This is a genomic window from uncultured Porphyromonas sp., from assembly GCF_938023125.1.
GTDB lineage: Bacteria > Bacteroidota > Bacteroidia > Bacteroidales > Porphyromonadaceae > Porphyromonas.
Window position 1 is genome coordinate 12533 of sequence record NZ_CALHDW010000006.1, and the last position, 18038, is coordinate 30570.

An 18038-nucleotide genomic window follows, 5' to 3' on the forward strand; every position below is an offset into this window, starting at 1 on the left:
TGCTTTGTTTGTGGAAATGCTGTTTCCTTAGATTCTTACTAGCTACAAAGTTAGTCCTTTTTTGCAAAAGGAACTAGGGATTTTGCCTCCGGTCTTGCCGGAATAGGCCGTTCCCTCAAGAGAGTGCTACGGAGGTGAGGAGTAGCCTGACTATTGCTGCTTTTATGGGGAGGAAGGATTGGGATTTTTGTTTAGCTGCTTTTGCGGCCAAGCTTGCCCAGAAAGTGTTCCGGGAATCAGCTGGGATTTTTCCAAAAATCAGCTGGTATCGGAAGATTTCTTAGGCAGAGAATCCCTTCTTTTTTAGTTGATTTCTTTTCCTTTCGTAGCATAGGGTGGAAAATTGCCTTGTGGGGGTGTGGTGTCTTTTGAGCGGTGAGTGATTATTCGGGATGGGGTAATTCTTTTCTAGGGGAAGAGGGGCGGCCGTCAGCCGGATTGGGGTAATAAAAAAAGTCCGTTACCTCTTTTGAGAAGTAACGGGCTCCGTGAGAAGGAAATTTTTTTTCTTTGGAGCGGAAAACGAGACTCGAACTCGCGACCCTAACCTTGGCAAGGTTATGCTCTACCAACTGAGCTATTTCCGCTTATCGTTTTAGCGACCACAAAGGTAACACAATATTTTTATTGTGCAATACTTCTTGCGGAAAAGTTCACTCGTGAGGATGGATGCCTTTAGCATAAGGCCGGTGAGGTCAGGGGGTCATTTTCGAATTCTAAGACATGCAATTGGGGATTTGAGGATGCTGATTTTCATGAATCCTAATTCTCGAGAGTCCGTTCTGTAGTCTGTTTATAGTACGGCCTCTGCTTTTCTTTTTCTTCTGATTTAATCATTTGAAAATGAAGGGTTTGTTTCTGACTTCTGTTTCCTTTGAGAGTTTTATTTTGTCAATAAGGGGCCTCCGAATTGCGATTTTGGGATAGAGAGTCCCCCTTTTTTCTCTTGTTTATTTATTTGCCTTTTCTATCTTTGCTGCGTCGCTGGCGGTGTGTTGCTAATTGCCGCTTGCGGTGAAAGGTGCTTTTGTAAACGACAAGGCAACTGTGGGCTTGTTTAGGAAGTGATACAATATAATCAAGATAATCAAGTGAGAGTATGAAAAGAAAATTTGACATTGCTGCGGCGTTTGCTGCTGCGTCATTGATGTTCGCGTTCTCTGCGTGTACATCGTCTAATCCCAAAGGGCTAGATGATCCTTTCAGTGAGAGTCAGCTCGCAGGGCTTCCTTATGGATCCGGAATGCTTCGCGACAATGGAACTCCTCCTCCCGATGAGCCCACCAATGATGACCCTATCGATAATATCGAAGACAAGCTTGAGAATGGAATAAAAGGGGTTGTAATTTCTAAGACTGTTATGATGAAAGCAGGTGCTGCCTATAGCGAGCATATGCTTTTTAACCCCTATAGTAATGTTATCTATCCGGGTAATGTACTCGTTGGTGATAACATCAATCATGGTGAGTACAGACACGTTCGTGGTGTAGAGAACAACCCTATCACGATCTCTGCTTCGCTTACAAGCGAAACTCCGGGCTTCTTCTCTCGTACACTGGATCGCGTAAAGTATAGCGAGTACCTCAACATCCTCAACGAATGGCGTTTGAGAGACTTCAAGGATCCAGGTGTAGAAACCTCTCTCGAAAATGTGGAAATCAAGAGCGAAAAGGAAGCTTCTTTCAAGGCTGGTGCTAGCTTTGAGTCTGAAGCCGTAAAGATCGCTGCAAGTATGGACGTTGAGCACAGACGTCTCAAGTCACACGTGCTCTGTAAGTTCGTTCAGAAGGTATTCACGGTATCTATGGACGATCCTGAAGGTTCGCTCATCCGCAGTGCCAATATGGCTGCATTCAAGGGTGTACAGCCTGTCTACATCAGCGATGTTAGCTATGGTCGTATGGCTTATATCCTTGTATCAAGCAATCAATCTGCAGATGTAGTAAAGGGTGCACTCAACGTAATGGTTCCTGCTGCTAATGTGGGTGTAGACCTCGAAGCAAAATACAGCGCTCTCTTGGCTGATGCTCGTGTAACAGCCACCTTTATTGGCGGTAGCTCTGCTCAGCATGGTCAGATCTTTACGAATGGATGGGAAGGTGTGAAGGCATCTCTTGCTTCTCCTATGACCATCTCTACGGCTATGCCTATCGCCTTTACGCTTCGCTATGTACATGACAATTCTATTGCCAAAGTACTTCTCGTTGGAGAGTATCCTAAGACGACTTCTTACTTCATCCCTGATTGTAAGTCTCTTAACCTCAACCTCCAGATTACGGACGTAAAAGCTCGTGCAGGTCTTCTCAAGAACAAGCACATCTATGGTAAGGCCACAATCGAAATGCCTAATGGTGAGGTTATATCCATCATGAATATTGACAAGAAGCATCATATTGTAGTGGACAAAGAAGAAGAATTTGTCAACATCTCCAATATGACCTCTCCCATCTCTGTGAAGATCAATCGTGATCCTTCTATGTCGATGAAAGACTTCTTGCAACAAAAGGTGGTTATCACAACTCAGTTCTACAACACAGGTGCTTTAGGTGTTGTTGATGGATCTTCTGTTGGTAGCCAACGTATGGAGTACACGCTTCAAGATCTCTATTTTAACTCTTTGGAAGGGCTTTTGATAGACATGTCAATGCGTGCTAATCGTATCCTTGAGTACAGCTGCACAGTTCGCTTCAGACCTGTTGTAACAGCTGAAAGATAATCTCTCTATTTGTGCTAAATTGCTCTTAAATAGGGTGTTATATTAGACTTTAACTAAATTCCTACTGTGCTCCTCAGGGTAGATGGGCACTCAGTAGAACCTTAGGTAGACATCCTCCTGCGAGAGGAGGATGTCTACCCCCCCCCTCCCCTTATTCCCCTTTCTCTCGGAATAAGGCATACGTCGGTCCCAATTAACAGTTAAAATACAAACGATTAACTAGTGAAAAGTATGGATTCTTTTAAGTTTTTAGTGCCTGCGTTTGCAGCGCTTCTTCTCGCTGCGTCTTGTACAGACCAGAAGAGAGATTTCCCCACCAATGGTGAGGAAGGCGGCGTGGCTTCTACAGACATTTATGTCGATCAGCATGAGGCTGAGGCTATCGCTGAACAATTTATCCAAGAGAATGGAAGCCTCTCGGCCCTTCGTGCTGCAGGTTCCCAGTCGCTTCACCTAGCCTTTACGGATCTAGGTACGGATCTTAGAGCGGGAGATGATAAGCATCCGCACTACTATGTATTCAATGTCGACACCGTAGGGTTCGTAATTGTATCGGGTAGTGAAGCTTCTTATCCTGTCCTTGCTTATTCTAGCGAAGGAACCTTCAAGAAGGATGATATCCCTGTTAATATGCAGGATATCTTGATGGACTATTCAAAGGGTGTTGATTACGCCTGGAAGAATGTCCCCATTACTCAGGAAGTCGTGGCTATGCGTAAAGCTGCCCTCCGTGGTGAGTTGGAAGAGCTACGTGCTAGCCGTACTGTAGGTCCTCTTCTTGGTTCTATCAGATGGAATCAGATGCCTTACTACAACGCACTCTGCCCTGTAGGCTGCCCCGTAGGTTGCGTGGCAACAGCTACATGTCAGATCATGCGTTACTGGGAGTATCCCTCTCGCGGTCAAGGTTCATATAGATCTACTGAGGATGGACGCTATGCAGATTATAACCACGCATTGAATTGGGACAATATGCCTAAGGCTCAACTTCGTGAGCACAATAGAGACGTTGCTCAGTTCTGCTATGACGTAGCTATTGGTGTAAACATGCAGTTTGCCCGCGGTGGTAGTGGTGCTTATCAGAGTGATGTTCCACGTCTTTTGATTCAGCACTATAAATATAAAAACACAACTCGCTACGCACATAAGCGCAACTATACAGATGCTCAATGGAAAGCGCTTCTCCGTGCCGAACTTGATGCCAATCGTCCTATTCAGTATGCCGGTCACGGTAATGGCGGTGGTCACTCATTCGTTTGCGACGGTTATGAACCTAATGGATATTTCCACTTCAATTGGGGCTGGGGTGGTTCTTCCGACGGTTGGTTCCTTCTTTCAGCAATGAATCCTGGTAGCCTTGGTGCCGGTGGTGGTGCCGGTGGGTTCAATTACAATCACAATGTTGTAATTGGTATTGAACCTGACGGCCGTGTAAACCCCAATCCTGTGGATCCCGATCCAGTAGATCCCGGTGTAGGTGGTGATTATCCCAAGAGCTCAGGTCGCTACTATCGCGCAACCTATATCCGCAACGTTAGTTTGGGTTCTCTAAGCAATACTACAAGTGGTGACGGTTACCGCTACTTCAGCACATCTCGTCTCAACCTTACAGCAGGTGCTCAGTATACACTCTCTCTTACTCCAGGTTTCTCATCTTCTTCATACCCCGAATACTGGTGTGTTTGGATTGACCTCAATGGCGACAAGAGCTTCTCAGACAGCGAAATTATCGCTTACGGTACGACAAGCGGTTATAACCCATTGGTTAAAACGGTTACTATCCCCACCTGCGATCGTTGCGTAACTGGCGAAACTCGTATGCGTGTAAGCATGAAGTGGGGTGGATATCCAAAGAGTGACGAAAACTTTGAATATGGTGAAGTTGAAGATTACAAGGTTGTAATTGGGAAGACAAACCCCAATCCCAACCCTAATCCTAATCCAAAACCCAATCCTGTTAACCCCGTGAATCCTGTGAATCCGGTAAACCCCGTTAACCCGGTAAATCCTGATCCAGTAAATCCGAATCCTGACCCAGTAAATCCTGGTAATCAAGACTATCCTATCTCCTACGCCAGATCTACCGCTTACACCTACATCAGACTTGTAGAAATCGGCGATATGAGCAATACTTCTTCTGCTCAAACTAGGGGCTATGCAGATTACAGCAAGGATAGCAGCCGCAATATCACGATTGATAAGGCAGCTTGGCCTAAAGTTACCCTTGGTACCGGATATAATGTAAATAGAAGCTACTGGTGCTACTGGCGTGTCTGGATCGACATGAACAAGGATGGTAAGTTCTCTGAAAACGAAAAGATGCTCGAATCTCGTGGTTTCAAATACGTTTTCTCAACACTTCGTATACCTGCAACACTTAACAGAGGTAGCTATCGTGTACGCGTAAGTATGTCAGCTGACGGTGCTTACCCTGCTCCTGATGGCATCTTCAATAACGGTGAAGTAGAAGATTATACTTTAGTAGTTCGTTGATAAGTAGCGAGAGAGTCTTTCTCTCAAGAAGAGAAGGGTGTCATACGTCCCATAGGGGAGGTGTGACACCTTTCTTATTTTAGGAAGTGTGTGCAAGGGTAGGGCTTGATTATGTAGTTTTGGATCCTTTCTTCGGCAATGAGGGCTGGATGCATTGCCTGTGAGGGCATTACTTTGTAGCCGCAAACTATTTACTACCTTTGTGCTGTATGTCCACAGCAGTAAGACAATATAGGATCCTTTGGGTCGATGATGAGATTGACCTTCTCAAGCCCCATATTCTTTTCCTTGAGAAAAAGGGGTATAGTGTAGCGGCTGCGCTCAGTGGTAGCGACGCTTTGGAGATGTTGGCTCAGGAGCCTTACGATCTCGTTTTCTTAGATGAAAATATGCCGGGTCTTTCGGGGCTCGAGACGCTTGATGCGTTGCGTTCGCAGTATCCTTCGCTCCCTGTGGTAATGGTTACGAAGAGCGAAGAGGAGCAACTGATGAACCAGGCGATTGCCGGTAATACAGTCGACTTTTTGATTAAACCGGTGAATCCGAATCAGCTTCTGCTCACGCTCAAAAAAACGCTTCAGCGCAATGATATTATAGGAGAGGCTACGGTGGCTGACTACCAAAGGGCGTTCCGCGAAACCTCTATGCAGCTCATGCAGCGCATGGAGCTTGAGGATTGGAAAACGCTCTATCGCCAGCTTGCTGAGCGGAGTCTGCTTGTGGAGGAGCACCCCGAGCTTGCCGAGATGCACGCCTTGCAGTGCCGTGAGGCTCAACTCCAGTTCGGTCGCTTCGTACGCGACCACTACAAGGGGTGGATAACGCCCTCTGCTGGGTCTCCTCTGATGAGCCATAATCTCTTCTCTAAGCGTGTCTTTCCCCTTCTCGATGCCGGAGAAAAGCTCTTTTTCGTACTCATTGATAACTTCCGTTACGACCAGTGGTTGGCGGTGAAAGATCTGCTGAGCGATCTTTTCTATTTCGAAGAAGATCTCTACGTTTCTATCCTCCCCACGGCCACACAATATGCTCGCAATGCCATCTTTTCGGGCTTGATGCCGGCTGATATCGCCCGCCTTTTCCCGGACTTGTGGGTGGACGAAGAGAGCGAAGAGGGGAAAAATGTAAACGAAGCACCCTTGATTGCTAGTCTGATAGAGCGTTATCGTAAGCCCTACACCTTCTCATATAACAAGGTGCACGAGACCAAGTATGGAGAGAAACTCCTCTCTACGATGGATAATCTCTCTCGCCACCCCCTTAACGTCGTGGTGCTAAACTTTGTAGACATGCTCTCCCATGCTCGTACCGAGAGCAAGATGATCCGAGAGCTAGCAGGCAACGAAGCCGCCTATCGCTCCCTGACGCGTAGTTGGTTCCGTCACTCTACTACCTATCGACTTTTCCAAAAGATGAAAGAGATGGGGTACAAGGTTTTGCTTACGACCGACCATGGTACCATACGCGTACAGAACCCTGTAAAAGTGGTAGGAGACCGTAATACGAGTACCAATCTCCGCTACAAGTTGGGGCGGCATCTCACCTACAATCCCAAGGAGGTTTTTGCCATGACTCGCCCCCGAGACTACGGCCTGCCCGAGGGGTCGATCACCGATAGCTTTATTTTTTGCTACGAAGATAAGTTCTTCGCTTACCCCAATAACTACAATTACTACGTGAATTACTATCGCGATACCTTCCAGCACGGGGGGATCTCGATGGAAGAAATGCTTATCCCTTTTATCTCACTACAGCCTAAATGATTACCCTTACAATATCGTCACTGGAGGACTTGCGCTCCACGGCTCGTACCCTGCTTGATCTTACCGAGGGAAGGCGTGTTTTTGCTTTTTATGCTCCGATGGGTACGGGTAAAACCACCTTTATTACCGCTCTTTGTGAGGAGCTGGGGGTAGAGGATGTGATGAATAGCCCTACGTTTGCCATCGTAAACGAATATGCCATCCCCTCCCGAGAAGAGGTGGCTTTTCATATGGATTGCTACCGCTTGGAGACCCTCGAAGATGCCCTTAATGTGGGCTTCTCGGATTATCTGTCAAGCGGATCCTACTGCTTTGTAGAGTGGCCCGAGATAATCGAAGGCCTATTGCCCGAGGATACCGTGCGTCTAGAGATGTACGAGCGTGCCGATGGTGCGCGAGTCGTCACGTGTGAATTATAATCCTAAATATCCTGATAGCATGGACGCCATTGATATCGAGCGATTGAACGCAGCCCCTCATCTTCGCCACGGATCTATAGAGGTGATCTGTGGATCTATGTTTAGTGGTAAAACGGAGGAGCTGATGCGTCGTTTGCGTCGTGCGGCTATTGCTAAGATGAAAGTAGAGGTCTACAAACCTGCTACTGATATACGTTACGACCAGGAGAAGGTAGTATCTCATGATGCCAATGCGATGGAGTCTACCCCGCTGGAGAATGCACAAATGATCCTTCTCTACGCCTCGGATGCCGATGTGGTGGGCATAGACGAGGCTCAGTTTTTCGACGAAGCGTTGGTATATGTGGTGAGCGAGCTGGCCGATAGCGGCAAACGTGTGATTATTGCAGGGCTGGATATGGACTTCCGTCGCAACCCATTTGGCCCCATGCCGCAGCTAATGGCTCTTGCCGACTCGGTGTCCAAAGTACATGCCGTCTGCATGGATTGCGGTCTCCCTGCCAATTATTCCTACCGCTTGTCTAGCGACGACAGAACCGTGCTCTTGGGTGAGTTGGACGAGTACCGCCCCCTATGCCGAGAGTGCTATCACCGGAGGCATCACAAGAGATAGCACTCCTTATTCCTCAATTGATAGAGCAATATAGATACAATGAACGATAGAAGAATCAGTAAAATAGCCCGCCTTGTGCAGAAGGCTCTTGGCGAGATTTTCCAGAGACAGACACAGACAATGCCCGGAGTGATCGTTAGTGTGACGCGTGTAGCCCCTAGCCCCGATCTCTCTTTTTGCAAGGTTTATCTCAGCATATTCCCCTCTGAGCGTGCGGAGGAGATCATCACTGCAACCCAACGCAATGCGGCGCAAGTGCGTTATGCGCTGGGTGTTGAGCTCAAGTCGCAGCTTCGTGTAATACCCGAACTTGTCTTTATCGTAGACGATACGCTCGACTACTTAGATAATATCGATCGCCTTTTGGCCAAGTAGTCTCCCCCCTCTCTAGCATGTCTCCCAGGTCGCTTGCTTTCTCTATTGCCAGGCGTTACTTTGCACAACGGAAGCGGTTTCATGCCGTGCAGGTTGTCTCCGTTATTAGTTCGGTAGCGGTGGGAGTCGTTGTAATGGCGGTGGTGGCTATCCTCTCGATTTACAACGGATACGAAGAGGTATTGCTTACGTCGGTAAGTCATCTCGATGCACCCCTCAAGGTAGAGCGAGTTGATAAGGCTCCCTTCGATGCCCAAGAAAGTAGAATTGCCAGGCTGAAAAGTTTGCCGGAGATAGCTGCTTCTTCCCGACTTATTGAGGGAGAAGGGATTGTTCGTAGCTCTTCTGTTTATGCTGCGGCGCACCTCTTGGGGCTGGAGTCTTCCTATTCTCGTTCGTTGGCATTGGATAGTCTGATGCTGGAAGGTAGTCTGACGGCTCTCTCCGGTGAGTACACACTCGGGGGCGATCTCTACCAGACTCTTTTCTCTTTTGGGCAGACCTCTAGCCTTATGCGCACGGTTTCTCTATACGTACCCAAGCGTAGAGGCTATATCAATCCCTTACTCCCTCAGACGGCTTTCCGCACGACGCAGGGCAAAGCCCCCTCTGTGCTTTCTGCCAAAGAGGAGAAATACGATCGTACACTCTTCTTGTCCGTAGAAGAATTAGGCTCCCTGCTCGATCTCCCTAAGGGCTATGTACATGCTCTTGCCCTCTTTCCTGCGAAGGGCGTTTCTCCTAAAACCCTCAAAGAATCCCTGCAAAAAGAGTTGGGGGCTGAGTGGCGTGTTCTAGATAGACGAGACCAACAACCCCATCTTTTGAAGCTCGTTGCCATAGAGAAGTGGATGACTTTCTTTATCCTCTTTTTCGTCCTTCTTCTAGCCGCCTTCAATGTGATTTGCTCCTCTTCGATGCTGATTATCGAGAAGCGTCACGATGTGGAGATTTATGCCGCCTTGGGAGCTCGCCCTCAGTTGATACGCTCCATTTTCCTTTGGCAGGGCCTATTGGTTACCCTGGTAGGGGCTTTGGGCGGATTTTTGCTAGGGATGCTGCTTGTGTGGTTGCAGGCGCAATTTGGTTGGCTTACCTTTGGCGAGGGGGTGTATCGCCAGCCCTATCCCGTGGCTGTTCGGTGGCTTGACCTCTTGACTCTTGCCGCCACTATTGCCTTGGTGGGATACCTTTCGGCCTTCTATCCCGTGCGTCGTCTCTTGCGTAGCCCTCAGTCTCATTGATTCATTCTCGTATCTCTTTACCTCTATGTCCAAAACAATTTCTTTGTCGCAAATGCGTGAGCAGAATCCCGCTGAGTACCTCATTTATATGTGGTATTTGGAGTCTTTGGTGCGGGCTATGCCTCGGCAAGAAGATTTTGATAGCTTTCTCTCGAGGTCGCCGGAGCAGTTGCCCGTAATTGGCTCCCTCCGAGAAGTTTTACCTCCCCTTCGTAAAGAGATGCTCGTAGAGGGTATTATGGAGCAACCCAATAAGCACACGGCCTCTCTTACCTCCCTACTTCAGGAGCTGGAACAGCTACATAAGCAGTTGCTCGCCGATGCAGAAGAGGAGATCTACGAAGAGCTATACACAGCGGTATTGACCGCTATTGTGGAAATCCGCAGGCGTAGTGGCGGTGTTGCCCTAGGGGAAGTAGAGGCCGCTCTTGTGGCTTTGTATGGATACACTTTCCTCAAGCAAACCCACCAAGAGACCACAAAGGCTACTCGGGAGATCATGATGCGTATCTCCGTTTGGCTCAAAGTGTTGGGAGAAAAGTACACCCTACAGAAATCCGAAAAATCCCCTCTTGATGGGGACGTAGCACCTCAATCTTGAAATGCGAGAGGCACAACCCAAACTAGAGAAAAGGATAATACTCCTAACCGGAGCGCAAGGGCAACTCGGCCTGACCCTTCTTTTGAGAAGCCTACAGACCGAAGTCTTGCATGATATATACCCTCTCTCACGAGAGCAATTCGACCTCGCACACCCCGAGACACTCCCTCCTGTTTTGGAGCGTTTGGCTCTCCGTTTTGAGCATTACAGAGAGATTATCCTTCTCAATGCTGCGGCGTACACACAGGTCGATTTGGCAGAAACACACCCCAAAGAAGCTGAGGTAATCAATACCATTGCCGTGGATACCATGGCGCGGGCCTGCGCTCGATTGCAGATCCGTTTTATCCAGATTAGTACCGATTACGTATTCGATGGGGCCTACGATCAGCCCTATCCTGTGGACTATCCTCCCCATCCCATCTCGGTTTATGGGACTACAAAATGGCATGCCGAGGAGGCCGTTGCTCGAGCTTTGCCCTTGGGCGAATATGCTATCGTGCGTACTTCGTGGCTCTACAGTCCCTACCGTCAGAATTTCTATCGCACGATGTGGCGCCTAGCGCATGAGCGGAGCGAATTGCGGGTTGTAGCCGATCAGATAGGAGCTCCGAGTAGCACGGAGTCTGTGGCAGAGCAATTGTTTCTTCTTTGCTCACGTAGAGAGGCTTTGCCTCCCGTCTTGCACTTTGTCAATAGGGGTGATACCTCTTGGTATGGCTTCGCCCAAGCGATTGTGGAAAAAGCGGGTCGCTCGCACTTTTGTAGGGTACACCCCATTACAACCGAGGAGTACCCAACGGCAGCTCATCGCCCTCGCAATTCGCGTCTTGAGGTGAGTTGTCTCGACCCGAATACCCCTCTCTGTAGTTGGCAAGAGGCTCTTCGCCTTTGTCCTCCACCCTCAGATCCCCCTTCCATCCCTAGTCTTAAGCAAAAGAAGTGAAGGCTCTCTCTCTGGCTCGTACCATGCGGCGACGGATCGTACTTCTCGCCCTCCCCAATATCCTTTCCAATATCACAGTACCCCTCTTATCGCTGGTGGATGTGGGGTTGGCAGGGCATACGCCGGAGGGAAAAACGGCCATCGGAGCCGTGGCGGTGGCGTCTGGAGTGGTGAGCACCTTGTACTGGTTGTTCGGCTTTTTGAGGATGGGAACAACCGGTTTTGTGGCTCAATGTTTTGGCGCTAGGGATCTAAAGCAAATCAATCAGCACCTAGCGCAGGGGCTTTCGCTGGCCCTCCTCTCGGGGCTTTTGCTCCTCTTGGCAACGCCCTTGGTCTCTCTTTTTGTTCGCTTGATGGCTCAAGATCAGCTTGCTATTGCGGCATCGGCTCAGCTATATGTCTCAATCGCGCTCTGTGGGGCACCTGCCGCCATGCTGCTCTATGTGCTCAACGGCTGGTTTATTGGGATGCAAAATACCCGTATCCCCATGATTGGTGCGATCTCTATTAACCTGATAAATATCGTCCTGAGTGCTCTTTTTGTACAGATCCCGGGCTGGGGTGTTGAGGGGCTGGCGTTGGGTACCATTATTGCGCAGTATGTAGGCGTGCTGCTCTTAGGGCTCTTGGCGGTGTGGCGTTATGGTCGAGTGCTGCGGCACTTTTGTTGGCGCGACCTATTTCGCCTTAGGCGAAGAAAAGGCTACTTCTCCACACAGCGCGATCTCTTCATACGCTCGGCGCTCCTCAGTGCCGTAACACTTTTCTTCACCTACGCCTCTACGAGTTATGGCGAAGAGGTGGTAGCAGCTAATACTCTTTTGCTGCAGTTCTTCCATCTTTTCTCCTATTTCATGGATGGATTTGCCTATGCCGGAGAGGCTCTCACGGGGCGTTATGTGGGTATGCAGCGGAGAGATTTGGTGCAAATGCTCGTGCGGCAACTCTTCTCCTTCGGTTGGCCTTTGGCTGTCTTGACCAGTCTTCTCTACCTGTTGGTGCCCTCTCCTCTCCTACACCTCCTCAGTGATAGCCCCGAGGTGGTGGCCGTAGCATTGCGTTGGGTGCCCTACATCGCTTTTGTCCCTCTACTGGGGTTTGCTGCCTTTTTGTGGGACGGCGTATTTGTAGGAGCTACCTATGCACGAGGGTTGCGTACCAGTATGCTGGTGGCTTCTGCTCTTTTCTTTGGGCTTTACTACCTCTCGCGAGCCTCTTGGGGCGTTGCCGCTTTGTGGATTTCCTTCGACCTTTACTTGGCTGCCCGAGGCATTGTCCAATGGCGGTTGTGGCGGAGGTACATGCCCAGCCTTACGAGCCGATAACTCTTGGGCGACCGAAGTCTCTTCCCTTTCCTTAGAAGGAAAAAAACATCCCTAGCTTGATCGTCCAGTCGGGAGCACCGGGTATGCTGCTTTTTGTAAAGCGGCGGAAGTATTGCAAGGAGAAGATATTGAGAATGTTTTCTATCCCTGCACTTCCCTCAAGATAGAGGTGATTGTTCATAGGAGAGACTATCTCGGGATAGACTAACTCCCCTACGCGTCGGTCTTTACGGCTTTGAGAGACATCGCCCCAATAGCCTCGAATAGAGAAAACCTCGCGCCAGCCCGTGAGCCTTAGTAGGGGGAGACGATTGAAGATTAGCCCTTTCATGTGGTAGTTGAGGACGAAGTGGAGGTACTTGTCGGATACGTATTCGAGAGGTCGCATCAGCTCAAAAGTAGTCTGTCTCGCCACAAAACTATTGTTGATAGAGGGGGTGAAGAGATTCACTTCGTCTAGCTTGCCAAGCCCAATCCCGCCTTGTACATAAGAATCGATAAAGCCAAATAGGGAGAGGTAGATGCGGGCGCTAACTCCGGCCGTGATCATAGCTGTTGTGTGCTCGTTGCCGGGGAGGCCCTTGGGTTGTAGTTTTACTCCGAAGTTGAGTACGGGGTAGCGGCGACTCTCTTTGTCCATACTTACGGGGCGCCGTCCGTTGCGAGGCTCCCTCCCCGGTACGAATGTGAGGCCGGTATATAGGCTGGTCGTGGAGAAGGAGGGGATGGTTGTGAGGCTTCCATCCTCTGCTACTTGATAGTAATGCAGGTCGCCCGCAGGGGTTTTGTGGTCGTAAGTGATGGAGAAGACGGTGTGGATGGCTTGGTTCCAGTCCGCATTGAATCCGGCGCTAAAGCTCGTATTATAGAAGCGATTGCGCAGTTTCATAGTGCCTATAAGGGTGCTGAACCCATCTTTGTACATGGCATCTTCTCTATAACCGGGGACAAAGAGATCGTGATGCCCCGAGAGGTAAAAATTGCGTTGGGGGTATTCCTCCTCGTGTCCCTCCTTGGCAATAGGTGAATAGGTGATCTTGCCATAGTATTTCCAGCGCTTGTCGCCCAATCCGTAGGCCACATACCCCTGTCCGAAGAGGTGCTGACTTAGTTTGGCATTGGTTACTCCCCCTACGCGGAATCGTGCTCCTTCTACAACGTTCCAAGCAAAAAGGGTCTCGATGGGGCCCAACTCGGCATAGTATTCCTCCCGCTTGAGTTTGTTCAGAGGCAGTCCGATGAATCCTCTTCCCATTGCCTGTGTTGCCTTAGCTAGGAAGATATACGACGGCTTCTGGTGCAGATAGTCGAGTATGGCAATGGTTCCTTCTCCCAATTTGGGTAGCGGCTCGGGGCGTTCTACAATACCAAAGTTGCTAAGAGTTGGCTTGTCTATCTGGCTACGCATGGGGGCACTCAAGGCAAGCCGAGGGTCTAGAGCTAGAGAGTCTTTCGCCTCTTCTCCTACTCGGTATTGCTTGTAAATGTAGGCGAGATCCACTTCACAGCTATAGGGAATTAGCTCGGTAGGCGTGAGAAAGGTATGTATCTCTTGCTTATGAGGGAGCCAAACGGTATCTCCATCAAGTACGGTTGGCGCATAGTGAAAGTCAGCAGACCAATGGGATACCCAGTCTACATTAGCTTGCTTTGGAACCTGAAGGTGGGCCTTAGCGAGGGAGTAGGAAACTGTATCTATCCATACTGTACCCGATAGCCCTATGCTATATTTGGAGAAGGGAACAAGCCCGATCTCGTAGGCGGGGCGCCCCTCTACGGCTACCGTGTCGAGTAAATAGTATTTGTAGAAAGAGGTGGAGAAGAGCTTGCTCATCGGCCCCGGGAACTGATTGTGCAGAATCTCCAAATCATTGGCATAGAGGTCAATTTCAGGGTAGAGCTCCTCCAAATTTGTGTCAGTCCCGGAGGATTCGAGCGCCTCTTCCAAACCGGAGAAGCGTCGTCCGATGATCAGTTCTTCGCGTTCTTTACCCCCTATAGACGAGCGTACTGACTCGCGCTCTCTGAGGGAGAATGGGCGCACCATCATACCCTCTAGAGCCGAACTGTCGCTCCACATACGCCACGTCTTCTCGGGAATGCCAAAGTACCAGCCTCCGGCACTATCGGCAGGAGTTGCCAAGCCCATCATCTGGCGGCGGTAGAGCCGGTAGGAGTAATCCGAATAACGTGTGATGCGATTCTTTTCCTTCTTTGCGATGGCTTTGTCTATAATCTCGACGGCCGGATTCCCTTTTTTTGTGTACTTCTTCTTGGGCGTTACCACCACAGTGGCAAGTTCTTGGCTGTTGAGCGTGGCGTGCCAGTAGTAACCGGTCTCCACATGTGTCTTGGCAATGGTTGTATTTTGGGTATTGTACCCCACCATACTTGCCGATAACATAAGGTTACGGCGGGAGGCAATATCTCTCGGGAGGGTGAGGGAGAACTTCCCTTCCAGGTCTGCACGAGTGCCGATGGAGCGATGCTTGGTAACGTAAACAGCCGCACCAACGAGGGGCTCGCCGGTGAGGGAGTCTGTGACTATTCCCTTGAGGGTGATCTGAGCCCTAAGGGGAGTAAGGGAAACAATGAACAGGAATAAAAAGACAATATAACCTAGATTCCTTGCGCTATTTCGAGTGTGGATTGGATTCATTGTGAGGATTTTATTGTTGGTGTGGGGTAATTACTGGAGGAGGGGGCTTACAACTCTCGGCGAAGGCGAGCTATGGGGATGCCCAATTGTTCGCGATACTTTGCCACTGTTCTGCGTGCTATGGGTATTCCCTCTTGGCTTAGGAGCTTGCCCAAATCCGTATCGGAGAGAGGGGCTCGTTTGTCCTCTTTTTCGATCAATTGTCGTAGGAGGTCCTTGGTGCTTCGGGACGAAACGGCTTCTCCATCACTGCCCGTTGTGCCTTCGCTGAAGAAGAATTTGAGAGGGTAAATGCCGTAGTCGCTTTGTATGTATTTGCGTTGGGTGATGCGGCTGATCGAGCTGATGTCGAGGGATACCGTCTCCGCAATTTGCCTTAGGACAAGGGGGCGAAGTTGCTGTATGTCCCCTGTGCGGAAGAAATCTTCTTGGGCTTGTACGATGGCACCTACAACGTGCAGGAGTGTCTTGCGTCTGCGCTTTAGAGCGTCGATAAACTGCCTAGCTTCTGCAATGCGCGAGGAGGCAAAGGCACGAGAGGTTTTCTCGGCTTCGCTCCTAATCGGAGCCTTTGTAATGGCAAGATATGCCGGTGATATGCCTAGTTGAGGGAGGTTGGGAGCATCGTTGATCCAGAGCTGTAGCTCTCCATTATGGAGGTGTACGGTAAAGTCGGGAACGATGCGCGATACCGCTGCCTCTAGGTTCGATCCATACCCACTAGCGGGGCGAGGGTTGAGCTGTCGGATGATGCGTTGCGCTTCGGCGAATCGGTCCGGAGAGATTGCCAGCGCCCGTATAATTCGGTCGTAGCGGTGGGCCGCAAGATCTTCGAAGTAGCTTTCGATGATAGAGAGAGCTAGGCTCTGAAGGTCGTCTTTGGGGAGACGCTGAAGCTGCAATATGAGGGATTCGCGCAGGTCTCGTGCTGCAATACCGGGCGGGTCGAGCTGCTGTATCCTATGGATCATTTGCTCTATTTCGGCATCGGAAACATCGAGATTCTCATTAAACAGGAGAGCATCGCTGATCTCGTGTAGAGAGGCGAAGAGATAGCCGTCGTCACTTAGGTTGCCAATGATGTATTCGGCAATAGTCAGCTCCCGATCCGAGAGGGTAAGAGAGATTAACTGCTCGTGGAGATCGTCCGACAGAGAGGGCGCTTCGTTGGGTTGCACATAAGAAGGTCCATCATCGTCACTAGTGGAAGTGCGAGGGAGCTCGCGTAGAGCATCTTCGCGCTCATCGTCTGCCGTGTAATCCTCCGGGGAGAAATCGTCTTGTATCCCCTCTTGCTCGTTTTCGGGGGTGCTTAGTGGCTCTTCGTCTAGGAAGTTGTCTTCGGGAGTTGTCTCCTCCCTCTCCTCTACCACTTCTAGGGCAGGATTGGTGGCAAGTTCCTCCCGAATGCGATCTGCAAGCTCTTCTCCGGAAACCTCTAGGAGCTTGATTTGCTGTATCTGCTGTACATCAATCGCTAGCTTTTGCCGCTGCTCTTGCCGTTGTTTTAGCATAGCTCTACAAGGGACTCAAAGTGCATGCCATGGGATGCCTTCATGAGAATGAAGGCGTGCTCAATGGGAGCAAGGCGGAGTTGCTCTGCCAAAATCTCTGTAGAGGGGAAGTAGTGGAGGTGGGGGGCTTTGGCTTCGCTCTCGAGAGCGGCGAACTCTTTTCCTACGAGGTAGCAGGTAATGCCCGTAGTCTCTCGGACTAAGCGTCGTACGAGGGCTAGATGCTCTTCCCGAGAGGCACTACCGAGCTCAAACATATCCCCCAGGATGAGGATTTTGTTTTGTGCGCCGGAGGTGGAGAGAAAGTTCTCTATCGCGGTATGCATACTCGAGGGATTGGCATTGTAGGCATCCACTACGAGGTTGTTGTGATGGGGCGTATTGGCAATATATTGCGAGCGACTATTCGAGGGAGTATAGTGCTCCAGTGCTATTACGATATCGGGAGGTGCCACTCCTAGTCTCAGCCCTACGGCTACGGCAGCGAGGGCATTGGGGAGGTTGTATTTACCTACGAGTTGCGTATGTACTCGGTAGGTCTCTCCCTGCCAGTAGAAGGCAAAGGCAAGGAAATAGCCCAAGGGGTGATCGAGCAGCGAGGCACGGAAAAAGGCCTCTCGGCTTGTGCCGTAGGTGGTTCGTACAAGAGGCGCAGAGCGCTGCATGAGCAAGGGGTCGTCGGCATTGACCCAGGCTTCCCCATTATGCTTCCCTAGCCAATCGTAGAGCTCGCACTTGGCTTTCGTCACTCCTTCAAAGGATCCGAACCCCTCTAGATGCGCTCTGCCTATGTTGGTAATAAGCCCAAAGTCCGGCTCTGCAATGGCGGTTAGTTCCGCAATATCGCCTATATGAGAGGCGCCCATCTCCACAACGCCGTATTGCATCTCCGGTGTGAAGGAGAGAAGGGTGAGGGGTACCCCTATCTGGTTATTTAGGTTGCCCATGGTAGCCCCAATGGTGTAGGTGCTTCTCAGTACGGCCGAGATGAGTTCTTTGGTGGTCGTCTTGCCGTTGGTCCCTGTGATGCCAATGATGGGCAAGGCGAGCCGGCGGCGGTGCATGCGAGCGAGCTCTGTGAGGGCTGCAAAACTATCCTCTACGTAAAGACAACGAGCCTCTTTTTGCGCCAACTCCGCACGATCTACCACAGCATAGGCACACCCTTTGGCAAGGGCATCGAGGGCAAAGTCGTTACCGTCAAACCGCTCACCTTTGAGGGCTATAAATAGCGAGTCTCTCTTGGGAGCACGGCTATCTGTAGTTACTCCACTACAGCGTTTGAAGTACGTGTAAAGCTCGAGAATATCCATACTATTGGAGTGTGAGGAAGAGTCTTGTAGGGGCTAGGCGTCTAGAAGGAAAGG

Annotated in this window: 13 protein-coding genes and 1 tRNA gene; 10 read left to right on the forward strand and 4 right to left on the reverse strand. The window is 50.0% G+C overall.

The window, feature by feature from the left end; translation table 11 throughout:
- Positions 1–511: 511 nt before the first annotated feature.
- A tRNA-Gly gene (locus tag Q0090_RS01475) sits at positions 512–587 on the reverse strand.
- A 512-nt stretch (positions 588–1099) separates the two neighbouring features.
- On the opposite strand from Q0090_RS01475, the gene Q0090_RS01480 reads away from it, so the two are divergent.
- The 10 genes from Q0090_RS01480 (at position 1100) to Q0090_RS01525 (ending at position 12498) form a co-directional block, all read left to right on the forward strand.
- Entirely contained in the window at positions 1100–2716 is a 1617-nt protein-coding gene (locus Q0090_RS01480) for a thiol-activated cytolysin family protein (protein ID WP_297946760.1), read from the forward strand.
- Positions 2717–2947: 231 nt separating this feature from the next.
- Positions 2948–5209 (forward strand): C10 family peptidase, encoded by a 2262-nt coding sequence (locus Q0090_RS01485; protein ID WP_297946762.1) that lies wholly within the window; start codon positions 2948–2950, stop codon positions 5207–5209.
- A 209-nt stretch (positions 5210–5418) separates the two neighbouring features.
- Positions 5419–6972, forward strand: a complete 1554-nt coding sequence (locus tag Q0090_RS01490; RefSeq protein WP_297946763.1) for a bifunctional response regulator/alkaline phosphatase family protein — start codon at positions 5419–5421, stop codon at positions 6970–6972.
- Positions 6969–7391 carry a tRNA (adenosine(37)-N6)-threonylcarbamoyltransferase complex ATPase subunit type 1 TsaE gene (tsaE, locus tag Q0090_RS01495; RefSeq protein ID WP_297946765.1) on the forward strand — a complete coding sequence of 141 codons (423 nt, stop codon included), beginning with the start codon at positions 6969–6971 and terminating at the stop codon, positions 7389–7391. Before Q0090_RS01490 ends, tsaE begins: the two co-directional genes overlap by 4 nt.
- Positions 7392–7410: 19 nt before the next feature.
- Positions 7411–8004 carry a thymidine kinase gene (locus tag Q0090_RS01500; RefSeq protein ID WP_297946916.1) on the forward strand — a complete coding sequence of 198 codons (594 nt, stop codon included), beginning with the start codon at positions 7411–7413 and terminating at the stop codon, positions 8002–8004.
- A gap of 39 nt (positions 8005–8043) precedes the next feature.
- Complete coding sequence (locus Q0090_RS01505) at positions 8044–8379, forward strand: ribosome-binding factor A (RefSeq protein WP_276775329.1); 336 nt, start codon at positions 8044–8046, stop codon at positions 8377–8379.
- A 17-nt stretch (positions 8380–8396) separates the two neighbouring features.
- The gene (locus Q0090_RS01510; protein ID WP_297946769.1) at positions 8397–9623 is read left to right on the forward strand and encodes an FtsX-like permease family protein; all 1227 of its coding nucleotides are present in this window, start codon (positions 8397–8399) and stop codon (positions 9621–9623) included.
- Positions 9624–9648: 25 nt separating this feature from the next.
- The gene (locus tag Q0090_RS01515) at positions 9649–10224 is read left to right on the forward strand and encodes a DUF4924 family protein (protein WP_297946771.1); all 576 of its coding nucleotides are present in this window, start codon (positions 9649–9651) and stop codon (positions 10222–10224) included.
- Position 10225: 1 nt separating this feature from the next.
- Positions 10226–11170 carry a dTDP-4-dehydrorhamnose reductase gene (gene rfbD, locus Q0090_RS01520; RefSeq protein ID WP_297946773.1) on the forward strand — a complete coding sequence of 315 codons (945 nt, stop codon included), beginning with the start codon at positions 10226–10228 and terminating at the stop codon, positions 11168–11170.
- On the forward strand, positions 11167–12498 hold the full coding sequence (locus tag Q0090_RS01525; RefSeq protein WP_297946775.1) for an MATE family efflux transporter: 1332 nt from the start codon (positions 11167–11169) through the stop codon (positions 12496–12498). The genes rfbD and Q0090_RS01525 overlap by 4 nt, the downstream gene beginning before the upstream one ends.
- 31 nt (positions 12499–12529) lie before the next feature.
- On the opposite strand, the gene Q0090_RS01530 is transcribed toward Q0090_RS01525, so the two are convergent.
- The 3 genes from Q0090_RS01530 to murF are packed head-to-tail and all read right to left on the reverse strand — an operon-like array spanning position 12530 to position 17984.
- Positions 12530–15157, reverse strand: a complete 2628-nt coding sequence (locus tag Q0090_RS01530; RefSeq protein ID WP_297946777.1) for a DUF5686 family protein — start codon at positions 15155–15157, stop codon at positions 12530–12532.
- A 47-nt stretch (positions 15158–15204) separates the two neighbouring features.
- Entirely contained in the window at positions 15205–16671 is a 1467-nt protein-coding gene (gene rpoN / locus Q0090_RS01535) for an RNA polymerase factor sigma-54 (RefSeq protein WP_297946779.1), read from the reverse strand.
- Entirely contained in the window at positions 16665–17984 is a 1320-nt protein-coding gene (murF, locus tag Q0090_RS01540; RefSeq protein WP_297946781.1) for a UDP-N-acetylmuramoyl-tripeptide--D-alanyl-D-alanine ligase, read from the reverse strand. The genes rpoN and murF overlap by 7 nt, the downstream gene beginning before the upstream one ends.
- Positions 17985–18038: the final 54 nt, after the last annotated feature.